General features: G+C 66.5%; 20 protein-coding genes. 5 read left to right on the top strand and 15 right to left on the bottom strand.

Annotated features, from left to right (window positions below; genetic code table 11):
• Positions 1-4: 4 nt before the first annotated feature.
• Both FYJ68_RS02560 and FYJ68_RS02555 read left to right on the top strand, forming a co-directional pair.
• Positions 5-1,123, top strand: coding sequence for a PTS fructose transporter subunit IIC (locus FYJ68_RS02560; protein WP_154433719.1), 1,119 nt, complete (start codon positions 5-7; stop codon positions 1,121-1,123).
• A gap of 34 nt (positions 1,124-1,157) precedes the next feature.
• A complete protein-coding gene (locus FYJ68_RS02555) occupies positions 1,158-1,469 on the top strand; it encodes a PTS fructose transporter subunit IIB (RefSeq protein WP_154433718.1) in 312 nt (103 codons plus the stop codon).
• Between the two features lie 83 nt (positions 1,470-1,552).
• Here FYJ68_RS02555 and asnS read toward each other — a convergent pair whose 3' ends face one another.
• The 3 genes from asnS to FYJ68_RS02540 form a co-directional block, all read right to left on the bottom strand.
• Positions 1,553-2,962, bottom strand: a complete 1,410-nt coding sequence (gene asnS / locus FYJ68_RS02550) for an asparagine--tRNA ligase (RefSeq protein ID WP_326832171.1) — start codon at positions 2,960-2,962, stop codon at positions 1,553-1,555.
• A 96-nt stretch (positions 2,963-3,058) separates the two neighbouring features.
• Entirely contained in the window at positions 3,059-3,547 is a 489-nt protein-coding gene (locus FYJ68_RS02545; RefSeq protein ID WP_154433716.1) for a pyridoxamine 5'-phosphate oxidase family protein, read from the bottom strand.
• 2 nt (positions 3,548-3,549) lie between these two features.
• The gene (locus tag FYJ68_RS02540; RefSeq protein ID WP_154433715.1) at positions 3,550-4,275 is read right to left on the bottom strand and encodes a B3/B4 domain-containing protein; all 726 of its coding nucleotides are present in this window, start codon (positions 4,273-4,275) and stop codon (positions 3,550-3,552) included.
• Between the two features lie 439 nt (positions 4,276-4,714).
• Here FYJ68_RS02540 and FYJ68_RS02535 point away from each other — a divergent pair, with 439 nt between their 5' ends.
• The 3 genes from FYJ68_RS02535 (at position 4,715) to FYJ68_RS02525 (ending at position 8,354) form a co-directional block, all read left to right on the top strand.
• The gene (locus tag FYJ68_RS02535) at positions 4,715-5,722 is read left to right on the top strand and encodes an alpha/beta hydrolase fold domain-containing protein (protein WP_195837686.1); all 1,008 of its coding nucleotides are present in this window, start codon (positions 4,715-4,717) and stop codon (positions 5,720-5,722) included.
• Positions 5,723-5,789: 67 nt separating this feature from the next.
• The gene (fumC, locus tag FYJ68_RS02530) at positions 5,790-7,196 is read left to right on the top strand and encodes a class II fumarate hydratase (RefSeq protein WP_229771951.1); all 1,407 of its coding nucleotides are present in this window, start codon (positions 5,790-5,792) and stop codon (positions 7,194-7,196) included.
• Between the two features lie 3 nt (positions 7,197-7,199).
• Positions 7,200-8,354, top strand: coding sequence for an NAD(P)-dependent malic enzyme (locus tag FYJ68_RS02525; RefSeq protein WP_154433713.1), 1,155 nt, complete (start codon positions 7,200-7,202; stop codon positions 8,352-8,354).
• 79 nt (positions 8,355-8,433) lie between these two features.
• Here the strand turns inward: FYJ68_RS02525 and FYJ68_RS02520 are convergent, their stop codons facing one another.
• The 12 genes from FYJ68_RS02520 to FYJ68_RS02465 form a co-directional block, all read right to left on the bottom strand.
• Positions 8,434-8,862 carry a 6-pyruvoyl trahydropterin synthase family protein gene (locus FYJ68_RS02520; protein WP_154433712.1) on the bottom strand — a complete coding sequence of 143 codons (429 nt, stop codon included), beginning with the start codon at positions 8,860-8,862 and terminating at the stop codon, positions 8,434-8,436.
• 68 nt (positions 8,863-8,930) lie between these two features.
• A complete protein-coding gene (locus FYJ68_RS02515) occupies positions 8,931-9,197 on the bottom strand; it encodes a hypothetical protein (RefSeq protein ID WP_195837685.1) in 267 nt (88 codons plus the stop codon).
• A gap of 212 nt (positions 9,198-9,409) precedes the next feature.
• Positions 9,410-10,984 (bottom strand): PSP1 domain-containing protein, encoded by a 1,575-nt coding sequence (locus FYJ68_RS02510; protein WP_154433711.1) that lies wholly within the window; start codon positions 10,982-10,984, stop codon positions 9,410-9,412.
• Positions 10,963-12,114 carry a DNA polymerase III subunit gene (locus FYJ68_RS02505; protein WP_154433710.1) on the bottom strand — a complete coding sequence of 384 codons (1,152 nt, stop codon included), beginning with the start codon at positions 12,112-12,114 and terminating at the stop codon, positions 10,963-10,965. Before FYJ68_RS02505 ends, FYJ68_RS02510 begins: the two co-directional genes overlap by 22 nt.
• Positions 12,107-12,790 (bottom strand): dTMP kinase, encoded by a 684-nt coding sequence (gene tmk, locus FYJ68_RS02500; RefSeq protein WP_154433709.1) that lies wholly within the window; start codon positions 12,788-12,790, stop codon positions 12,107-12,109. Before tmk ends, FYJ68_RS02505 begins: the two co-directional genes overlap by 8 nt.
• Before the next feature lie 152 nt (positions 12,791-12,942).
• A complete protein-coding gene (locus FYJ68_RS02495; protein WP_154433708.1) occupies positions 12,943-15,555 on the bottom strand; it encodes a DNA topoisomerase I in 2,613 nt (870 codons plus the stop codon).
• On the bottom strand, positions 15,556-16,359 hold the full coding sequence (tatC, locus tag FYJ68_RS02490) for a twin-arginine translocase subunit TatC (protein WP_154433707.1): 804 nt from the start codon (positions 16,357-16,359) through the stop codon (positions 15,556-15,558).
• Positions 16,359-16,994, bottom strand: coding sequence for a Sec-independent protein translocase subunit TatA/TatB (locus FYJ68_RS02485; protein ID WP_326832170.1), 636 nt, complete (start codon positions 16,992-16,994; stop codon positions 16,359-16,361). Before FYJ68_RS02485 ends, tatC begins: the two co-directional genes overlap by 1 nt.
• A 30-nt stretch (positions 16,995-17,024) precedes the next feature.
• The gene (locus tag FYJ68_RS02480; protein WP_154433706.1) at positions 17,025-17,336 is read right to left on the bottom strand and encodes an STAS domain-containing protein; all 312 of its coding nucleotides are present in this window, start codon (positions 17,334-17,336) and stop codon (positions 17,025-17,027) included.
• 26 nt (positions 17,337-17,362) lie between these two features.
• Positions 17,363-18,271 (bottom strand): tetratricopeptide repeat protein, encoded by a 909-nt coding sequence (locus FYJ68_RS02475; RefSeq protein ID WP_195837684.1) that lies wholly within the window; start codon positions 18,269-18,271, stop codon positions 17,363-17,365.
• A 275-nt stretch (positions 18,272-18,546) separates the two neighbouring features.
• Positions 18,547-19,833, bottom strand: a complete 1,287-nt coding sequence (locus FYJ68_RS02470) for a PLP-dependent aminotransferase family protein (protein WP_154433704.1) — start codon at positions 19,831-19,833, stop codon at positions 18,547-18,549.
• Between the two features lie 133 nt (positions 19,834-19,966).
• On the bottom strand, positions 19,967-20,287 hold the full coding sequence (locus FYJ68_RS02465; RefSeq protein ID WP_229771950.1) for a 3-demethylubiquinone-9 3-methyltransferase: 321 nt from the start codon (positions 20,285-20,287) through the stop codon (positions 19,967-19,969).
• Positions 20,288-20,306 lie beyond the last annotated feature (19 nt).

The raw sequence follows: 20,306 nt of genomic DNA, 5'->3' as shown, positions 1-20,306 counted from the left end.
AGGCATGCAGATGACAATCTCGGAGGAGCTCAGGGGAATCTTCAAAGAAACGCGCACCCATTTGATGGGCGGCGTCTCGTACATGATTCCCGTGGTCGTGAGCGGAGGCATCCTGTACGCACTGGCGACGATGATGTCGATGAGCTCCGTCACGACGTCGGGGTCGGTGGAGGCCAGCAACGTGGTAGTAAGCGCCCTCTCCCAGATAGGTGGGGTGGGACTGGGGCTCATGGTCCCCGTACTCACGGCGTTCATTGCGTTTTCCATCGCCGACAGGCCGGGAATCGCGCCCGGAATCATCTGTGGTCAGCTTGCGGTGAACGTTGGCTCGGGATTCATCGGCGGCATCATCGCAGGCCTTCTTGCGGGGACCTGCGCCCAGCTCCTCAAGCGGATAAGGCTTCCCAAGAGCATGGAGTCTCTCAAGTCGATTCTCATCATCCCCATCGTCTCGACCCTCATCGTCGGCGTCATCACCCTCTACGTCGTGGGTGGTCCGTGTGCATGGCTCCTTTCTACCCTCACTACCTGGCTCACGGGCATGACGGGTTCGAGCGCAATCATCGTCGGAGCAATCTGTGGTGCCATGATCTGCACAGACCTCGGTGGTCCCATCAACAAGGTCGCCTACTCCACGGGCGTCGCGGTCGTGGGTACCGAGGTCCTCTCGGGCGGGAACTGCACCTTCTTCGGACCAATCGCCGTCGCAATTTGCCTTCCTTCCTTCGCATGCGGAATCGGCTCTTTCGTCCTTCGCAAGAAGTTCTCTGACGAGGATCGCGACGCCGGCATCGGGGCAATCGCGATGGGTGTGTGCGGCATCTCCGAGGCAGCCATCTCCTACACTGCCGAGGATCCCGCGCACATGATTCCCATCAACATCGTGTCCGGAGCATTCACCGGTGCGGTAGCGGGAGCCCTCGGTGTGTACTGCAACGCCGCATGGGGCGGGCTGGTCGTGCTCCCCGTCACCTCTGTGCTCACGTACCTGCTGTCTCTCGTTATCGGCATCGCCTTCTACCTGACGATGTTCGCGCTGTTCAAGAAGGATTACGTCCCCGAGCGCGCCGAAGCGGAGCGTGAAGCTGAGGCGGAGGAGATCGACTTCGACCTCGAGATGTAGCCAAGCCCATCATTTCAGGAGAAGGGAACCCACAATGAAGATTCTCGCTGTAACCGCCTGCCCGTCTGGCGTCGCGCACACGTACATGGCAGCAGAGGCAATCTCCGCCGCCGCGGAGAAGGCGCACGTCGAGTGCAAGGTCGAGACCCAGGGATCAATTGGCATCGAGAACGTGATCGGCGAGCAGGACCTGATCGGAGCAGACGCGGTTCTTCTCACGACCGACATGCCGATAAAGAACGAAGAGCGCTTTGAGGGACTGCCAAAGGTTCGTCTCAAGGCAAACCAGTACATCAAGGGAGCTGACGCCATCATCGCCAAGCTCAAGGACAAGCTGGGGAAATAGGGGCAGGGCGAGAAACGATGCGGCCCCGGTGGCCTGGGACGACCAGGCTACCGGGGCCGTTAGCTGTGCTCTGGCGCGCGAGACTAGAAGTCCGCGTTGCCCACGGTGCGGGGATGCGGGAGCACGTCGCGGATGTTGTCGATGCCCGTGACGTACATCACGAAGCGCTCGAAGCCCAGGCCAAATCCCGCGTGGCGGCAGCCACCGTAGCGGCGCAGGTCGCAGTAGTAGCGGTACTGCTCCGGGTCCATGCCCAGCTCGTGGATGCGCGACTCGAGGATGTCGAGCCTCTCCTCGCGCTGGGAGCCGCCGATGATCTCGCCGATGCCGGGGACCAGGCAGTCGGCTGCGGCGACGGTCCTGCCGTCGTCGTTGAGCCTCATGTAGAAGGCCTTGATCTCCTTGGGGTAGTCCGTCACGAACGTGGGCTTGTTGAAGTGGTGCTCCGTGAGGTAGCGCTCGTGCTCGGTCTGCAGGTCAAGGCCCCAGCTCACGGGATACTCGAACTTGGTCCCGCCATCCTGGGCCTCCTCCAGGATCTTGATGGCGTCGTCGTAGCTCACGCGCGCGAAATCGCTGGTCGCAACGTGCGTCAGCCGCTCCTTGAGCCCCTTGTCCACCCACTTGTTGAAGAAGTCCATCTCGTCGGGGCAATGGTCCATCACGTACGTGATGGCGTACTTGAGCATCTCCTCTGCCACGTCCATGTCCTGCTCGAGGTCACAGAAGGCCATCTCGGGCTCGATCATCCAGAACTCGGCGGCATGACGGCGGGTGTTGGAGTCCTCGGCGCGGAAGGTGGGACCAAAGGTGTAGACGTCGCCAAAGCTCATGGCAAAGTTCTCTGCCTGCAGCTGGCCCGACACGGTGAGGTTGGTGGGCTTGCCAAAGAAGTCCTTGCTCCAGTCGACCGAGCCGTCCTCGAGCCTGGGCACGTTCGCCAGGTCAAGCGTGGTCACGCGGAACATCTCGCCGGCACCTTCGGCGTCGCTTGCGGTGATGATGGGCGTGTTCACGTACACGAAGCCGCGCTCCTGGAAGAACTTGTGGATGGCGTAGGCTGCCACGCTGCGGACGCGGAACACCGCGCGGAACAGGTTGGTGCGGCTACGCAGGTGCTGCTGGGTGCGCAGGAACTCGCGCGACTGGCGCTTCTTCTGCATGGGATAGTCGGGCGCCGACGGGCCCTCCACGCTCACGTGCGCCGCCTGGAGCTCGATGGGCTGCGGGCGGTCGGGGGTCAGCGCGAGCGTGCCGTCAATCACCAGCGCGGCGCCCACGCTCTGCGACACGGCCTGGTCGTAGGCCTCGTCGCCGAGCGCCTCGCGGTTGAGGACCACCTGGAGGCCCCTGAAGCAGCTGCCGTCATTGAGCGTGACGAAGCCAAAGTTCTTCATGTCCCTGATGGAGCGGACCCAGCCGGCGACGGTGACGCTCGCTCCGTCCAGCTGGTCCTTGTCCGCGTAGAGCGCGGCGATCTTGGTGCGGTTCACGGTATGATCCCTTCCCTCGTGGGGTGGTGGCATGCATTGACCGACCAATCTTATCGCACGTCCCACGTTACGGGCGAACCCTGGACCGCTGGCCCCTCAGTCCCGCCGCCTGCCGGGCGCATTGGACTTGCCCGTCACGCGGTCGACCTCCATCACCAGAACCGATGTCTGGTCGATCGCAGCGTCTATGTACCTCTCCCCCGCCTCCATATGGTCGGGCGCGTACTTGCGCACGAGGGCGCGCAGGCCCTCCCGCTTCTCGGCGTCGTCGCGGGCGGGCCTCAGCGTGCCAAAGGCGATTGCGGAGGAGTAGTGCGTGGTGAACTGCGCCGGCACCACCTCGTCAGCAGAGACGACCGTGAGGCAGGCGCGGCAGGAGCCTCCCACGTTGGCAAGGCGGTGCCCCGCTGCCGCGGCACCGTGCAGGTACATCGACCTGCCCTCAAGCGCAAAGCTGATGGGGACGCCGTAGGGCTCGCCGTCGGCGTCCACGGTCGAGAGGACCGCGTGCGACGACTCCGCGACCAGCCGCAGGGCCTCGTCCTCCCCCAGGGCGCGGTCCGCCCGGCGCATGGGAAACTCCATCGCTACGCCTCCAACGTTGCCTCGGGATGCTCCCGCGTCACGAACTCCCTGTTGGTGACCGTCGCACCCAGCAGCTGCTGGCACTTCTCGGCCAGCTCGTCAATCGCCGCGTGCAGGTCGGCGGAGCGAGAGGGGTCAACGCACTCCATGATGAACATCACGTGCGGTGTGGCGTCGCTCACCTCGGTGCGCTGACCGTCTCGCCAGTTCCAGCAGCGGCACACGGCACCCGCGTCGTCGAGGTAGGCCACCTCGCCCGGGAGCGTGGGGTCGCTCTCCTCCTCGCCGATGGGCAGGAAGCGGTCCCCTCCCTCGGTCTGGGCAAGTCGGAACGTACCCTGTATGGCGTCGATGTTCTCGGCACCGATGGGAAGCGCGTACTTGAGCGAGATCGCGTTGGAGACGTCGACGGACGGAACGATGTGGCCCACGGGATTGCCCTTGAGCACGCGCTTGAGGAGGTTCTCCACCGAACAGCGCGCACCACCCTTGGTCTTGAACTTCTTGTATGCGTCGCGCCACACTGCCACGACCTCGTTCTTGCTGATGGTGGTGCTGGTGAGCCACCTCTCCGCGCTGGCGTTGGCGTGGTCCAGGAACGAGGCGGCCTTGGCCGCGTTCTCCGGCGAGATCTGGTCCGTTGGAAGCACCCCGTCCACGCACAGCACGCCTATCTCCACGTCAGGGAACAGCTCCCAGAACGAGTCCTCCACCACAAACTTCTTCATGCGTCCTCCCTAGTCATACTTCGTTGCGACGATGGTAACATCTTGTCTCGCATGTTCTTACGTCAAATCGGAATTTTATTGGCAAATTTCTCTCATTTTTCCTTCTATTCACTTGTACTTATATCGAATTTATTCATTTGAGAATGAATAAGGAGACGAGACGCGCGGGAGACCGCCGCAGCTAGGGCCCATGCCGGCGGAATGCCCCTCGGATGAAATCGGCCGTCGCGCCCCAATTGCCGCATACGGCGACACGCGTGGGAGACGCCCTCAGCCGGGCAACGGTACACCCGCCCCATCGGGCCCGCGGCAAATGCGACGCTCCCCCGATATTTGCCACTACGCGAGAATGGGTCCCTGGCACGCGCCTGCCAGTTCCCTAGAATTGTGCGGAGGGGAAACGGGCGCGACGGGCGCCCACGATGCGGAGGTCTTGAGTATGGACAAGAGGAGACTGAGCGACAGGGCACTGAGGGCGATTGCCGTGGCGACGGCGACCCCAACGCTGGCGTTTGCGGGATACACCGCCGTGTCGCACCTCCTCTTCCACCGCTCCAACATCGCCACCGCGTCAGAGATCTACAACCGCGTGACCGCCGACAAGGACAAGATGGGTGACCCCGTGGCCTGGGACAACTACATCCTCAAGCATGCGGAGACCAACGAGACCCACTACAGCGTCTCTCCCCTCATGAGCTTCAAGGTGAGCGTGGAGGACACCACCTTCCAGGGGATGCAGACCTTCGTCCTCAACCGCCGCGCCATCAACGACCGCGCCGTGCTCTACATCCACGGGACCGCCTACGTGAACCAGCCGACCATCTACCACTGGAAGTTCCTCGACTCGGTGGCTCGACGGACCAGGGCCGAGGTCAGAGTCCCCCTGTACCCGCTCGCCCCCGTGCACACCTACGCCGAGGCGTACGACAAGATCGAGGCGGTCTACCGCGACCTCCTGTCCAAGTACGGCGAGGGCGGCGTGACCATCATGGGTGACACGGCGGGCGGCGGCATCGCGGCAGGCTTCTGCCAGCGGCTCCCGGAGCTTGGCCTGCCCCAGCCCGCACGCCTCATCCTCATCTCGCCCTGGGTCGACGCGAGCCTGCACAACCCCGACCTCAACGCGTACCAAGCCGTTGACCCCATGTACTCCCTCGCCGGCCTGCGCAAGATCGCCCACACCTGGGCAAAGGGCACAGACGTCCACGACCCCATGGTGAGCCCCATCAACGGCCAGGTGCGCATGCTGCGCAACGTGTACGTGTACACCGGCACCAGGGAGGTCTTCCACCCCGACGCCGTGCTGTTTGCCCAGCGCGTCCGCGCCACGGGAATCCACACCGAGCTCGTCGTGGGCAGTGGGCTCAACGCGAACTACCCCCTCTACCCCATCCCCGAGGGGCAGAGGGCCATCGAGCAGATATCCACAGCCATCTCGACCGACTAGGCGAGAGGGACCACGGCCATGCCCGAGCCCCGCATCCGCCGGGTCCGGGCCAGAAGGAGGGAGCCCCATGGGCGACGCTGGAGACGCGATGGAAAACTGGCGCGTGGAGCACGACTCCATGGGGGAGGTGAGGGTCCCCGCCCAGGCGCTGTGGGGGGCGCAGACGCAGCGCTCGTACCAGAACTTCCGCATTGGGACCGAGACCATGCCGCCCCTGATCATCCGCGCGTTCGCGCTTCTCAAAAAGGCCGCCGCGCAGGCGAACGTGGAGCTGGGCGTGCTCGAGCCGGGCGCGGGGGAGGCCATCTGCCTCGCGTGCGACGAGATCCTGGACGGCAGGCACGACGACGCCTTCCCCCTGAAGGTGTGGCAGACCGGCTCCGGCACCCAGAGCAACATGAACCTCAACGAGGTCATCGCCAACAGGGGCAACCAGATCGCCGCCGAGCGGGGCATCGCACTCTCGAAGCCGCTCCACCCCAACGACTCCGTCAACCGGAGCCAGAGCAGCAACGACACCTTCCCCACCGCCATGAACGTGGCTGCCGTGCTCGCCGTGACCGAGAAGCTGGAACCCGCCGCACAAGAGCTGGTCTCCACCTTCCGCCGCCTTGAGGAGGAGAACGAGGGCGTGGTGAAGAGCGGGCGCACGCACCTGCAGGACGCCGTGCCCATCGCCTTCAGCCAGGAGATAAGCGGCTGGCGCGGACTGGTAGAGGCGGGCGTCGAGGAGCTCGAGGCGAGCCTGCCCCCGCTCCGGCGCCTGGCGCTGGGCGGCACCGCGGTGGGCACCGGCCTCAACGCCCCCAAGGGCTTTGACGCGCTGGTCGCCGCCAAGCTCTCCGCCCTCACGGGGCAGGAGTTCGTGACCGACCCCAACAAGTTCCGCGCGCTCACGGGCAAGGACGCCATCGCCTTCAGCCACGGCGCCGTGCGGGCGCTGGCCGCCAACATGATGAAGATCGCAAACGACGTGCGCTGGCTCGCGAGCGGCCCGCGCCTGGGCCTGGGGGAGATCTCCATCCCCGCCAACGAGCCGGGGAGCTCCATCATGCCCGGCAAGGTCAACCCCACGCAGTGCGAGGCGGTCACGATGGTTGCCGTGCAGGTTATGGGCAATGACGCGACCATCGGCTTCGCCGCGTCGCAGGGCAACTTCGAGCTCAACGTTTTCATGCCGGTCATCGCGTACGACTACCTGCAGAGCGTGACGCTCCTCTCGGATGCCATGAGGTCCTTCGACGTGCACTGCGCGTCGGGCATTAAGGCAAACCGCGAGCGCATGCACCGCAACCTGCACGACTCCCTCATGCTCGTGACGTGCCTCAACCCGTATATTGGATACGAGAACGCCGCCAAGGTGGCCCACAAGGCCTATGCGGAGGGCACCAGCCTGCGCGAGGCGTGCGTCTCGCTCGGATTCCTTTCCGGGGAAGAGTTTGACAGGGTGTTTAAGCCAGAGGGGATGATCTAGCACATGGACGAGACCAGCAGGAGGAGCCTGGAGCTCCACGAGCAGCTGCATGGAAAGATCGAGGTGGTGTCACGCAAGCACGTTGAGACGCGCGACGACCTCTCTCTGATGTACACCCCAGGCGTCGCGGAGCCCTGCCGCCAAATCCAGGCGGACTACCAGAAGAGCTGGGAGCTCACGCGCCGCGGCAACCTGGTGGCCGTGATCACGGACGGCACCGCCATCCTTGGCCTGGGCGACATCGGCCCCGCCGCCGGCATGCCCGTGATGGAGGGCAAGTGCGCGCTGTTCAAGGAGTTTGGCGACGTCGACGCCTTCCCCATCTGCGTGGACACCCACGACACCGACGAGTTCGTGCGCACCGTGCAGCTGATCAGCAAGAGCTTTGGCGGCATCAACCTGGAGGACATCGCAGCCCCCCGCTGCTTCGAGATCGAGCGCAGGCTCAAGGAGGTCTGCGACATCCCCGTCTTCCACGACGACCAGCATGGCACCGCAATCGTGGTCGCCGCCGCCATGATCAACGCGCTCAAGGTCACCGGCAAGCAGATGGGCTCCGTCAAGATCGTGATCAACGGCGCCGGTGCCGCCGGCTGCGCCATCGGCACGCTGCTCTCGCACATGGGCTTTGGCAACGTGGTCATGTGCGACGTCAACGGCATCATCTGCGAGGGCGACGAGGGCCTCAACGCCGGCCAGGAGGCCATCAGCCACATCACCAACGCCAACCACGAGCACGGTACACTTGCGGACGCCCTGCGCGGCGCAGACGCCTTCGTGGGCGTCTCGCGCGGCAACCTGGTCTCGCGCGAGATGGTCGCGAGCATGAACCGTCCCATCGTGTTCCCCATGGCCAACCCCGTGCCCGAGATCATGCCCGACGAGGCGCTCGCCGCCGGTGCGGAGGTCGTGGGCACCGGCCGCTCCGACTTCCCCAACCAAATCAACAACGTGCTGGTGTTTCCCGGCATCTTCAAGGGGGCGCTCAAGGCACGCGCAAAGGAGATCACCGAGGAGATGGAGGTCGCCGCAGCAAAGGCGATCGCCAGCCTGATTCCCGAGGACGAGCTTGACCCCAAGAACATCATCCCGTCCGCGCTGGACAAGGGCGTGGCAGACGTCGTGGCCAAGGCCGTCGCGGAGCACGTGGCAGACTAGCGCCGGCAGCAGGCAACCGCACCCAGCGGCAAACCTCACGGGCGCCATCCGTCCCCTCCGGACGGGTGGCGCCCTCTCCTTACTCCACGAAGTAGCTGGCGCAGTTGAGCGGCGTCTCGTACACGTCCACCTGGCTCACCGGCAGGTCGCGCGCCAGCAGACGCTCGGCGAAGTAGCGGGCAAGGTTCTCGGCCGTGGTGCGGAAGGGCAGCATGGTGAGCCTGAACCCCTCGTCCTCCGTGAGGGCCCTGAGGGTGCCCGGCTTGAGCGAGCCCTCCTCCACCAGGAAGGTGTGGTCCAGCGCGCCCACCTCCTCGCGCACCGCCCTCTTGAAGACGCCGAAGTCGAGCACCATGTCGCGCATGGTACCCTCGTCCCTAAGGCCATCCTGTCGAAGGTAGGCAACCACGCGCCAGCGGTGCCCGTGCAGGTTCTCGCACTTGCCGTAGTAGTCGGTGAGGAAGTGAGCCCCGTCAAAGCTCGCCTCCGTCTTGAGTCCGTATCCCATGGGTCCTCCCCTCCCGCGGCCGCGGGTCCCCGCGCCGCACGGCCCTCATCCATACGAGAGCCATTCTTTCACAGGGCGTCCGGCGAGGCGGGCGGGACCTTGGCCTCCACGAACCAGCGAGGCCCCTCGTAGAACAGGTAGGTCTGCGTCCCGCCCACGCAGACCGAGTACCTGAGCCCCGCCGAGCACGTGCGCGGCGAGTACGCCTTGCGCGCCTCTGTCACCCGGTCTATGTGGTACCGCACCCCATCACGCCACACCACCACGAGCGGTGTGATGCGTCCCTCGGCATCGGTCCTGGACTCCACCTCCACATAGAGCCTCCTGCGCGGCACGGTCTCTCCCCCGCCGGGCCCGGGTCCCACTCCCCGCGGCCCCCGTGCGTGCGGCGTCGCACGTGGCATCTCCATCGCGTTCCCTTCCCATCGAACACGTGTTTCAGTATGGGGTGGGGTGTGGACAAAAAATGGGGCGTGCGACGGGCGAGTACGTCACGCATGGGAGAGGGACCCCGCCCGTTGCCCGGACGAGGTCCCCCTGTGGTGCCCTAAGACGCGGAGCTGTCACCGCCGGCGGACGGGGCGTCGCCGCCCTTGCCGTGGCCATGACCCCCGCGGTGACGCCGGCGACGCCTCTGCTGGGCGTCTCCCGCCTCGCCCGTGGGCTGCGGCTTGCCGCCACCCTGCGCGGGCTTCTGCCTGCCCTGGCGCTGCTGCTGGCCACTCGCCGACCCCTGCTGGGCCTGCTGGCCGCCGCGGTCGCCGGGGTGCCGGCGGCGACGGCTGGGCTGCATGCCCTTGGGCTTCTGCGAGCCGTCACGCCCCTCCTTGCGCTGCTGGGGCTGCTGGGAGCGTGCGTCTCCCCCCTGCGCGGGAGCGCCCTCGCCCGAGGCGCTGTGGTGGCGCCTCCTGCGATGCGTGGCCTCGGGCACGCCCTCGGTGGCGGGAGTGGACGCGGATACCTTCTTGCGGCGACGGCGCGCGGACGGCTCCCCATCCTGGCGGGTACCACCCTTGGCCTCCGCCTCGCCGGGCTCGGACTGGCCACCGCGACGGCGCGTGGAGCCCTCGGGACGCTGCCTCTGGCCGGAGGCATCCTGCCCCTCTCCCCCCCGGCGGCGACGCTTGCGCCTGGTCTCCACGAAGATGTCCTCCGCCTCAAAGGACTCGGCGGGAGTGACCCCGTTCTTGCGGTCGAGCTCGGCGAGAGCCATCTGCACGTCGGGCGACTGGAGCCTGTCCAGGGCATCGCGCGTGACGGTGTCGGGGCGGCAGGGGCAGTGGAGCTCCTCGCTCTTCTTGACCGCGGCCTCGGAGGTGGTCATGTCGGCAAGCGGGATGCGAACGGTCTTGCCGTTCTCGATGCGCAGGCAGAGCTGCTCCTTGGGCGTGTCGTACTCCACGATCTTGGCCTTGCCCAGCGGCGTGTCGATCACCGCGTTGCGCTTGGGCGCGCGCTGCTTGAAGTCGCGATAGGCCTCGAACTCGTAGCGCAGGCAGCACATGAGCCTGCCGCAGGCGCCGCTGATCTTGTTGGAGTTGAGCGGGAGGTCCTGCTCCTTGGCCATGCGGATGGAGACGGGCTCAAACTGGTGGCCAAAGCGCGCGCAGCATAGCTCCTGGCCGCAGTGGCCAAAGCCGCCCACGATCGCGGCCTCCTCGCGCACGCCGATCTGCCGCATGTCGATGCGCTCGTGCAGCTCGTGCGACAGATCGCGGACCAGCTGGCGAAAGTCCACGCGCTCCTCGGCGCTGAAGTAGCACACGACCTTCTCGCCGCCAAACAGGTACTCCACGCCCACAGGCTTCATGTCGAGGCCCGACTCGTGCACCAGGCGCCGGAACACGGGAAGGGCGTCTTCGCCCCGCTGTGCGAGCTCCTCGGCGCGGTCGAGGTCGCTCTCGGTGCAGATGCGCACCACGGGCTGGAGCTTGGATTCGCCAATCATGTCGCGCAGCTCGTTGCTGCTGACCTCGCGGGCGTCCATGGTGGCAAGTCCGATCTCGGCCCCGCGCTCGGTCGAGCAGATCACGTGGTCGCCCTCCTGCGCCCCGGTCTCGCGGGGGTTGAACCACAGGTCTCGGGCGGCATACTTAAACTTCACCGGTATGACGGTGGGCATGCGAGTGCCTCCTTGACAGAGAGAAGCATGGCCTCGATGGCCAGCTGGGGTGTTACGTTGTGGGCGAGGTCGTCCGCCGCCGAGCGCACGGCCTCAAGGGCGCGCACCACGCCCTCCGTTGGGGTGGAGGAGGCAAGGCGGTCGACCACGTCTGCCGCGTCCTCGTTGACGATGCCCTCGGGGATGCCCTCACAGCGCAGGAGGACGTCTCTGAGCAGGGACTCCGCGGCCGACAGCGCCTCCATCATACCCGAACGCTCCCGGGCGGTGAGCTCGCGCCTGTTTGCGTCCTCCAGCTGCTTGAGCGCCTTCGCGGGCAGGTAGTCTCCTTCCTGGCCCAGGGCGGCCTCCTGGGCGCTCCGCACGTCCGCGAGCGGCGCCTTGACCGCCTCGACGATCTGGCGTGCCGCCACGAGAACGTCCCAGGAGTCGTCGTTGGCGAGCTCCCCCAGCGTCTGCACCACCAGACGGCGTACCTCCCTGCGCCCGGACGAGGCCAGGAACTCGGCAGCGCGGTCGGGCGTACCCGCCACGCTCAAGGCGACGCGCGCGTCGGTCCCGCCGATCCCGCTCTTGGCCTCCACCGCACGCTGGGCGGCGTCCGGGCTCACGATGCGAAAGGGCACCTGCTGGCAGCGGCTCACGATGGTGGGCAGCAACGCCGCGGCGGTGCGGGCAATGAGGATGAAGTAGACGCCCTCCGGCGGCTCCTCGATGGTCTTGAGGAGCGCGTTGGCGGCGGCACCCCGTAGAAGGGCGGCCTCGCGGATCACGTAGACCTTGCCGGGGGCACGCACGGGCGCCAGGCTCACGTCGGCTATGAGCTCCCTCACCTGCGACACCAGGTAGCCAGTCACGCTCCCCGGCTCGTACACGTGGACGTCGGGATGCGTCCCGTGCGAGACGCGAATGCACTCGTCGCAGGTCCCGTCTCCCCCGTTGGGGCACACGATGCACTGCGCCAGGGCCCGCGCGGCCTCGTCCATGCCGGATCCCGGGGCGCCCACGAAGAGGTAGGCGTGCGAGACACGGCCCTCCCTCACGGCGTCGCCCAAAAACTCCTGGACGCGAGGCTGCTGGGACAGGCACGCGAGCGCCGAGGGCAGCGGCACGCCGTCGACGCTAGCCATGCTCGACCACCCCGCCGCCCAACCACGGGAGCGCCTCGCCCAGGCAGGTGTCGACGCGGGATGAGACGAGCGATACGTCCCCCGCGCCGTCCACCATGCGGACGCGGTCGGGCTCGCGCCGGGCGAGCCTGGCGTAGCCCGCGCGCACGCGCTCTTGGAAGGCTAGGCCCTCCGCCTCCAGGCGATCGGCCCCTCCCCTGGTGGCGCGCGCGAAGGCGACCTGGGGATCCAGGTCCAGCACGATCGTGACGTCGGGCGTCACGCCGCAGGTGCCCAGGCGGTTCGCCTCGTCCACCAGGCCCTCCGAAAGCCCGCGGCCCCCCGCCTGGTAGGCGAACGTGGAGTCGTGGAACCGGTCGCACACCACCACGGCGCCACGCTCCAGCGCGGGGATGATGGCCTCGCACACCAGCTGGGCACGCGATGCCTCGTACAGAAGAAGCTCGGCGCGGTCGCACATGCCGGCGTTGGCGGGGTCAAGGAGGACCGCACGCACCTTCTCGCCTATGACCGTGCCACCGGGCTCTCGAAGCCGCACGACCTCCCTGCCCTCAGACTGCAGCCTGGCCGCCAGGATCGTGGCTTGCGTCGACTTGCCGCAGCCGTCGATCCCCTCGAGCGTCACGAACGCGCCGCGCTCATGCGACGTGCCTGGTGCGGTGCTGGTGCTTGGCATGGCGGCTCCATGGTGTGCTGACGGTTTGGGACAGCTTACTCTAGCAGGTTGGTGTGGCGCGCCCGTGGTCGCGGACGCACGCCGGGGATGGGGAGAGAAACGCCCCCGCCGCACTCGGCAGCGGAGGCGTTGGCATCGCGCGGCACGTGTCCCTACGATTCCCCCTTGGCTGGGGACTTGGCCTTGGACGACTTGCCGCCCGCGGACTTGGTCTTGGCGGACTTGGTCGACTTGGCCCTCGTGCCGCGCTTGGCGCCCGACGCCTTCGCGGACGCGGAGGTGCCACGGCCCCTCCCGGCCCGGGAGGCGGCCTTCTTCTCCTTGCCGGGACAGTTCATGTTGACGCAGATGCGCCAGGGGCCCCTGGCGGTCACGACCTCCACGATGGGCGCCCCGCAGTCGGGGCAGGTCTCGCCCGTGGCGTGCAGCTCGCCGCGCTGGGGCAGCGGGTAGCTCACTCCGCACACGTCGTAGTTGGTGCAGCGGATGAAGCGCCTACCTGTCTTCTCGCTCTTGTGGGCGACCAGGTCCCCGTGGCGCCCGTCAGCCTCGCAGACAGCACAGGTGCCCACCACGATGTCGGGCTCCCGGTTGGTGGGGCAGGCCGGGTTCACGCAGATCTCGTACGCCTTTGAGCGGAACGGCTTGCACTTGATGCGCGGGGCGCCGCACACCGGGCACACGCCCGCCTCGCCCTCGATGGGCTCGACCTTGACCTTGGACGGGACGGGATAGGTCACGTCGCAGTCGGGCCAGCCCATGCAGCCGATGAAGCTCCCGCGCGTCTTGGCAGAGGTCTTCATGACAAGGTCCCTGCCGCACTTGGGGCACACGCCCACCTTGGCGTCTGCCGTCACGGCGTCGGCGATGGCGTTCCCCAGGTCGTCCTTGTGCTCGATCAGGGCACCCATCACGCCGGAGAGCAGCGCGCGGGAGTGCGTGACCACGTCCTCCTGGGTATCGGCCCCCTCGGCGACCTTGGTCATGTCGTCCTCGAGCTCGGAGGTCATGCTCGGGCTGGTGATGCGAGGCGCGTACTCGGTGAGGGCGTCGATGACCGCCATGCCCAGCTGGCTGGGCTCCACCGGGTCGTTCTTGAGGTACTTCACGTCGTACAGGCGCTGGATGATCGAGGCGCGGGTTGACTTGGTGCCCAGGCCGCACTTCTCCATCTCCTGGATCAGGCGGCCCTGGCTGTAGCGGGCGGGGGGCTCGGTCTGCTTGGCGTCGAGCGTCATCTTGCGAACGTCGCACACGTCGCCCTCCGAGAGCATGGGAAGCTGCTCGTCCTTGCGCTGCCCGTAGGGGTAGATGGCGCGGAACCCAGGCTCAACCACCACGGTGCCGGAGCTGGTAAAGCGCTCGCCCTCCACGTCGAAGGTGAGCTTGGTCCCCTCGGTCACGCAGGGGTCGCCAAGGGTGGCGAGAAACCTGCGCGCGATGAGGTTGTACAGCTTCCACTCGGCGGGTTGGAGGCTTCCGGGGTCTGCCGCCGCCGTGGGGTAGATGGGCGGGTGGTCGGTGGTCTCCTGCTTGCCGCGCGTGGCGTGGAGCGGCCCCCCGGAGAGGAGCGCCTGGCAGGTGGGCCGGTACTGGGGCACCTCGGAGAGCGTGCGCACACAGGCCTTGAGGTCGAGCGACTTGGGATAGACGGTGTTGTCCACGCGCGGGTAGCTGATGAGGCCGTCCATGTAGAGCGACTCGGCGAGCCTCATGGCGCGGGCGGGGCTGATCCCCTCCGCCGCCGCGGCGGTCTGCATGGTCGTAGTGTTGAACGGGGCGGGCGGGTTGGTGGTGCGGCGTCTCTTCTCGACGGAGAGGACCCTGGCCTCGCTCGCATCCCTCACGCGCGCGAACGCAGCGTCCGCCGCTGCCTTGTCCTTGAAGCGAGCGGTTGCGTGAGTCGCCTTGAAGGAGTCGTCCTCCGATGCCGAGCCCTTAGGGGCGAGCATGCCCCACAGCACCCAGTAGTCCTCGGGAACGAACGCCTGGCGCTCACGCTCCTTCTGCACCACCAGCGCGAGCGTGGGGGTCTGGACGCGACCGGCACTGCGCACGTTGCCAAAGCCGCCAAAGCGGGCCATGGTGAGGTAGCGCGTGAGAACCGCGCCCCAGATGAGGTCGATGTACTGGCGACTCTCGCCCGCATCTGCCAGGTCCTGGTCAAGCTCCACGAGGTTCTGGAAGGCATGGTCGATCTCGGCCTTGGTGAAGGCGGAGTAGCGGGCGCGCGAGACAGGCGTGTCGGGCGCCACCTGGCGCATCTGCCTCAGGGCGTCCGAGCCGATGAGCTCGCCCTCGCGGTCGAAGTCCGTGCCGATGACGATGGAGTCCGCCTTCTTGGCGAGGTTCTTGAGCGCGCGGATAATGCCCTTCTCCGCCGGCAGCTTCTCGATGGGCGCCCACACGAGGTACGGAAGGCTCGGGACCTTCCACCCCTTGATGTCGATGCCGTCCTTGAGGAAGGGCTTGCGCTTGGTCTCGTAGGGCGGCTTGGCGAGGTCGTCGGGAAGGCGCGCGGGCAGGTGCTCCCCCTCTGTGGTGAGGCCGTACCACCCTTCCTTGCGGTCGTACTTGAGCTCGGGCGGGAAGTCGGGGGCCATGATGTGGCCGCGCAGGCCGATGGTCACCCACTCCTCGCCGTCATGCGAGAACCGGTACACAGGCGTGTCGTACACCTTGTCCGCCTTGGGCTTGCCCGAGGTGGAGAGGAGCCGCGCTATCTGCTGTGCCGCGTCGTTCTTCTCGGTTACAACAAGCTTCAACTAGTCGTCCTCTTCGTCTTTCTGGAGCTCGTGCTCCTCGTAGTCCTCCCTCGTCCACTTGAGGGACTCCTTGCCGTCGCGTGCGACGAGGACGTAGCGGGCCACCGCCAGAGCTATCTCGTACAGCAGCACGAGGGCGGTGAACATGAGCAGCATGGTGACGGGCGAGGCATCGGGCGTGACCACTGCCGAGAGCACCATGAGGCCCACGTAGATGTAGCGCCACTGGGCGCGGAAGGTCTTGTAGGGGACCAGGTGGAGGACTGAGAGGTAGAAGATCACGAGGGGAATCTGGAAGGCAATGCCAAAGCCAATCTCGAGCAGCATGATGATGTTGAGATAGTCCTCCGCGTCGGCGATGACGTTGGCGAAGTCAACCGACTGCTGCACCATCCACCCGATTGCCGCGGGCAGGGCCACGAAGTAGCAGAAGACCATGCCGAGGGCGAACAGGATGACCATCGCCGCAACCGTGGGGACGACCCACTTGCGCTCGTTGGGCTTGAGAGCGGGGAGGAAGAAGGCCATGATCTCCCAGATGATGATGGGCGTGCAGATAATCACGCCCACGAAGAACGCCACCTTGAAGCGGATGGTGAAGCCGCCGAGGACCGAGAGGACGGTGAGCTTGGAGCCCGCCGGCATGACGGAGCGGATGGGATCCATCAGGATCTGGATCAGCGTCGGCGTCGCCTCGTACACCACGATCGCGGTGATGAGAACGGACACGACGATGATGGTGAGACGCCGTCTGAGTTCGCCAAGGTGATCCATCAGCGGCATGCGTGCTGGTCCTACGGGCATTAGTCCTCCTCCTTGGATGCGCCGTCAGCAGAGGGCTCGGTGTCGTCCTGCGTCGCGGCCTGCTCGTCGGCGTCAGCGTTGGCACCGGCATCTGCCTTGGCCTCCGCCTCGTGGCGCTTGGGCCTCATCGCATAGAGGGATGCCGCGCTCGCGACCTTGGGCTCCTCCTTTGGCTGCGGCTCGGTAGCAGGCGCCTCCTGCTCCGGCGCGTCATCGTCGGAGTCTGCGCCCGACGCCTGCGCTGCTGCGTCCTGCTGTGTCTTCGGTGCCGCATTGGCCTCACGCTTGGCCTTCTCCGCCTCGAGGCGTGCCTTGCGCTGCGCAAAGGTCTCGCGCTTGCGGTCCGTGGGGGCGCCGTCGGCGGACTCGAGGTCGGAGTCCTCGTCCATGGCGGCGGCGCGCTTGGCTGCCGCGTCCTTGCTCTTGGGGTCGTCCCCCATACCCTCGCTCACCGCGTTGCTCAGCGGGTCCATTACCTCGCTCTGAACGACCTCGGTGAAGCCCTCTTGGGCCTGCCTGAACTGCCTCAGCGCCTTGCCGATGGTCCTGCCCATGCCGGGGAGCTTGTCAGGCCCAAAGAGCAGAAAGCCGAAGAGCACGATCAGGAACAGCTCTGTCTCGCCAATGCCAAACACGCGCGCACCTCCAGTGCCGCAGGAGGGGGACTACTCCCCCGCCACCAGTTCCTTGTCAACGCCCAGGAGCGAGAGCACGCGGGCGACGTTCTTCTGCGGGTTGCTCAGGGTCAGGCTCCCGCCCGCCTCCTTGGCGCGGTGGGCGGCACCCACCAGCACGCCAATCCCCGTGGAGTCGATGTAGGGCACCTCTGAGAAGTCCACGGCGACCTGCGGGGTCGCCTCGCCGAGTGCCGCCTCAAGCTCCTGACGGAGCTGGGGGGCATTGGACACGTCGACCTCCCCGACGACCTTCACGAGGGTCTTGGACCCGTTCTTGCTTGATGTGATTTCGAGGCTCATGGGATGATGCTCCGTTTCTTGTTGTCCTAGAGGTTGGTTCCGCTGGAGTTAGCGAGCGTCTCGGACAGGCCCTGGGTGGTCGAGCCGGAGGTCGTGGTCGAGGAGGAAGACGAGTCGCTCGCCTCCGCCTCCTGGCTCGCGATGACCGAGAGGCGCTGCTCGGCAAAGGACTTGGCGCCGTACTCGTCGTTGGCGTCCGCCTCCTCCGCCTTCTGGTAGGCGGACTTTGCGTTGGCGGTATCTCCGGAGGACTCGTACATGAGACCGAGGTTGGCCCATGCCGGACCATAGGTGGAGTCGCTCTGGGTGAGCTCGAGGAGGGCGGACTTGGCGCCGTCCGCGTCACCGGAGTAGTACTGGCAGAGCGCACGGTTGACCCGCACCGCACTGGAGTCGTTGAGGGCGAGGTACTGGTCGTAGTACCCCATCGCCTTCTGGTAGAGGTCGTTCACGTGCTGCTTGGACGTGTCGTCCGTGGCGTACGTGCTTGCGGAGTAGGCCCAGGCCATGTAGTCGTTACCCAGGTTGAGCAGGGTCGCGAGGCTCTTGGGCTTCTCCTTGAGCTTCGCCTCGAGCTCTGACACCGTCGAGGAGTACTTTGCGTCAACGCTTGCCATGCTCGACGTGGTGGACGAGGAGGAGTCGGACGAGTCCGTGGTGGATGCTGAGTCAGCCTTCTGGCTCGACTGCGAGCTGGACGACGAGCTGCCGGCGAAGATGGCGGAGAGGGACGGGAGCATCATGGAGAGTGCCATCACGATGCCGAAGACAACGATGGCGATCTGGGTGCCCTTGCCGCGCTTGCCGGGCTTCTTGCCCCCGTCGCGCCTTGCCGTGCCCTTGGCGGCCTTGTCGGATGCGCCCTTGTCGTTTGACCCCGAGGCAACCTTTGCCCGGGCGAGGCGCTTTCCCGAAGTTCCCTTGTTTCCCGACATCCGCCCATCCCTTCGATTCATCGTGCCGCCCGGCGAGGGCGTGACGCCCTTGCAACGAACGCAAAGCTACATTCTACAAACCAAACCTGTCAAGCATGTCACATCCACACTCGCAAGCCATCCCAAGTGTGGATGCCGCCATCTGGCAGCTATATATAGGTACGCTCGCGGCATCCTCGCACGCCCATGGCAAGGCGGCCGGGCGCCATATTCGCACCTCTCTTCCCCGAGAAGGGAGGGGGCGAGACCCATCGGCCCCGCCCCCAAGGCAAACGCTAGCCCCGCTCCTCGCGGGCGATCTTGGCGCTCACGAGCTTTACCGCGACCACGAAGACGTCCAGCGCCTGTCCGAGGTCCTCGAGCGACGGATACGTGGGCGCGATGCGGATGTTGGAGTCGTTGGGGTCCTTTCCATACGGCCACGTGGCGCCGGCGGGGGTGAGCTTGACCCCAAGGTCTGCCATCAGCGCGACGATCCTCTTGGCGGACCCCTTGGGCCCCTCGAAACTCACGAAGTAGCCGCCGTGCGGGTTGGACCAGGTGGCGACCCCCAGGCTGCCGAGTCCCTCGCCGAGCTTGCTCTGCACCAGGGCGAAGCGGGGCGCGACGATGGCGGCGTGCTTGCGCATGTGCGCGCGGACCCCGTCGAGGTCGCGGAGGTAGAGGGCGTGCGCTAGCTGGCTCATCTTCTCGGAGCTCACGCGCTCCACCGAGAACGCCTTGCGAACCTCGCTGATGTCGTCGTCGCTCGCCGCCACGAACGCGATGCCCGAACTGGGGAAGGTCACCTTGGCAGTGGAGCCAAACTCGTACACGAGGTTGCGGTTGCCCGCCTCGCGCACCGCCTGGAAGATGTCGAGGAGCTGGTCGTCCGTCCCGCCGAAGCAGTGGACCACGTAGGCGTTGTCCCAGTAGATGCGGAAGTCGGGGGCGGCGGGCTTGAGCGAGGCGAACGCGCGGACGACCTCGTCGGAGTAGGTAATGCCCGTGGGGTTGGCGTACTTGGGCACGCACCAGATGCCCTTGACCGTGGGATCGCCCTCAACGAGCTCGCACACCGTGTCCATGTCGGGCCCGTCCTCGCACATGGGGATGGGGACGTTCTTGATGCCCATCGACTCGGTCACCTTGAAGTGGCGGTCGTAGCCTGGTGCGGGGCAGAGCCACTTGACCTCGCCCTGCCTGTAGAAGGGCTCGGCGCCGGCGACGCCGTTGATGAAGGCGTGGGCGACGAGGTCGTGCATGAGGTTGAGGCTCGAGGAGCCCGACACCACCACGTTCTTGGGGTCGACGCCCAGGATCTGCCCCGCCAGGCGCCGCGCGGAGGGAAGCCCCTCCGGGGTCCCGTAGTTGTCCACGATCGCATCGCCGTCGACGAGCGGCGTGGAGGAGTCCAGCACGTCGAGCATGGGCTTTGAGAGGGCGGTCTGCTGCGGGGAGGGCTTGCCACGGGCCATGTCGAGCTTGAGGTGCTGGTCCCTCAGGTGGGCGACCTCGGTCTCGAGGTGCTTGATCTCCTCGTCCAGGGACTCGGTTGACATGGACTGGTATGCGTTGGGCATGGGGTCCTCCTCCGTCGGGTCGGCATCATCCGCAAGTATAGTGTGTGCCCGATGCGAGGAGCCCCCGGAGCGGGATACGTACACGGGCCGTCACCCGCGTAGGCGCCCCGGCCGATACGAGACCCTTGGCAAGCTACTCCACGGTGCCGTAGAGGTAGCCCCACCCATGCGCCGTGATAATCGAGTTCATCTGGTCGCAGAGCCGATGACGGTCGTAGCGCCCGCCGGGCAGGAGGTCGATGACCTCCTGGAGGTCGGCCGCCATGTCGTCGATCTCGGCCCGCATCACAAGGTCGAGCTTGGCGACGGTGCCGCCTGCGGCGGACGCCTCGAACACCTCGTCCACGAGACGCTGCAGCTCGCCGAACTCGGGCGCTGGCGTGTAGCTGCCCGTGACGGGGGCCTTGCGCCCAAGGGGCTCGTACGCGAAGGGGTTGTAGTCATAGCTCGTCATGCGGGTAATGGTACCAGCA

The organism is Olsenella porci, assembly GCF_009695875.1.
Classification (GTDB): domain Bacteria; phylum Actinomycetota; class Coriobacteriia; order Coriobacteriales; family Atopobiaceae; genus Olsenella_H; species Olsenella_H porci.
Note: the sequence above shows the minus strand (reverse complement) of the source record. Positions and strands in the feature narration are given on the sequence as shown.

Bases quoted from the DNA above. Each gene is read 5' to 3' on its own strand.
- FYJ68_RS02560 (WP_154433719.1), top strand. From the start codon at position 5: ATGCAGATGACAATCTCGGAGGAGCTCAGGGGAATCTTCAAAGAAACG.
- fumC (WP_229771951.1), top strand. From the start codon at position 5,790: ATGGGCGACGCTGGAGACGCGATGGAAAACTGGCGCGTGGAGCACGAC.
- FYJ68_RS02470 (WP_154433704.1), bottom strand. From the start codon at position 19,833: ATGCCCAACGCATACCAGTCCATGTCAACCGAGTCCCTGGACGAGGAG.
- FYJ68_RS02475 (WP_195837684.1), bottom strand. From the start codon at position 18,271: ATGTCGGGAAACAAGGGAACTTCGGGAAAGCGCCTCGCCCGGGCAAAG.
- FYJ68_RS02505 (WP_154433710.1), bottom strand. From the start codon at position 12,114: ATGGCTAGCGTCGACGGCGTGCCGCTGCCCTCGGCGCTCGCGTGCCTG.
- FYJ68_RS02510 (WP_154433711.1), bottom strand. From the start codon at position 10,984: ATGCCCACCGTCATACCGGTGAAGTTTAAGTATGCCGCCCGAGACCTG.
- FYJ68_RS02535 (WP_195837686.1), top strand. From the start codon at position 4,715: ATGGACAAGAGGAGACTGAGCGACAGGGCACTGAGGGCGATTGCCGTG.
- FYJ68_RS02525 (WP_154433713.1), top strand. From the start codon at position 7,200: ATGGACGAGACCAGCAGGAGGAGCCTGGAGCTCCACGAGCAGCTGCAT.
- FYJ68_RS02555 (WP_154433718.1), top strand. From the start codon at position 1,158: ATGAAGATTCTCGCTGTAACCGCCTGCCCGTCTGGCGTCGCGCACACG.
- tmk (WP_154433709.1), bottom strand. From the start codon at position 12,790: ATGCCAAGCACCAGCACCGCACCAGGCACGTCGCATGAGCGCGGCGCG.
- tatC (WP_154433707.1), bottom strand. From the start codon at position 16,359: ATGCCCGTAGGACCAGCACGCATGCCGCTGATGGATCACCTTGGCGAA.
- FYJ68_RS02540 (WP_154433715.1), bottom strand. From the start codon at position 4,275: ATGAAGAAGTTTGTGGTGGAGGACTCGTTCTGGGAGCTGTTCCCTGAC.
- FYJ68_RS02520 (WP_154433712.1), bottom strand. From the start codon at position 8,862: ATGGGATACGGACTCAAGACGGAGGCGAGCTTTGACGGGGCTCACTTC.
- FYJ68_RS02465 (WP_229771950.1), bottom strand. From the start codon at position 20,287: ATGACGAGCTATGACTACAACCCCTTCGCGTACGAGCCCCTTGGGCGC.
- FYJ68_RS02545 (WP_154433716.1), bottom strand. From the start codon at position 3,547: ATGGAGTTTCCCATGCGCCGGGCGGACCGCGCCCTGGGGGAGGACGAG.
- FYJ68_RS02480 (WP_154433706.1), bottom strand. From the start codon at position 17,336: ATGAGCCTCGAAATCACATCAAGCAAGAACGGGTCCAAGACCCTCGTG.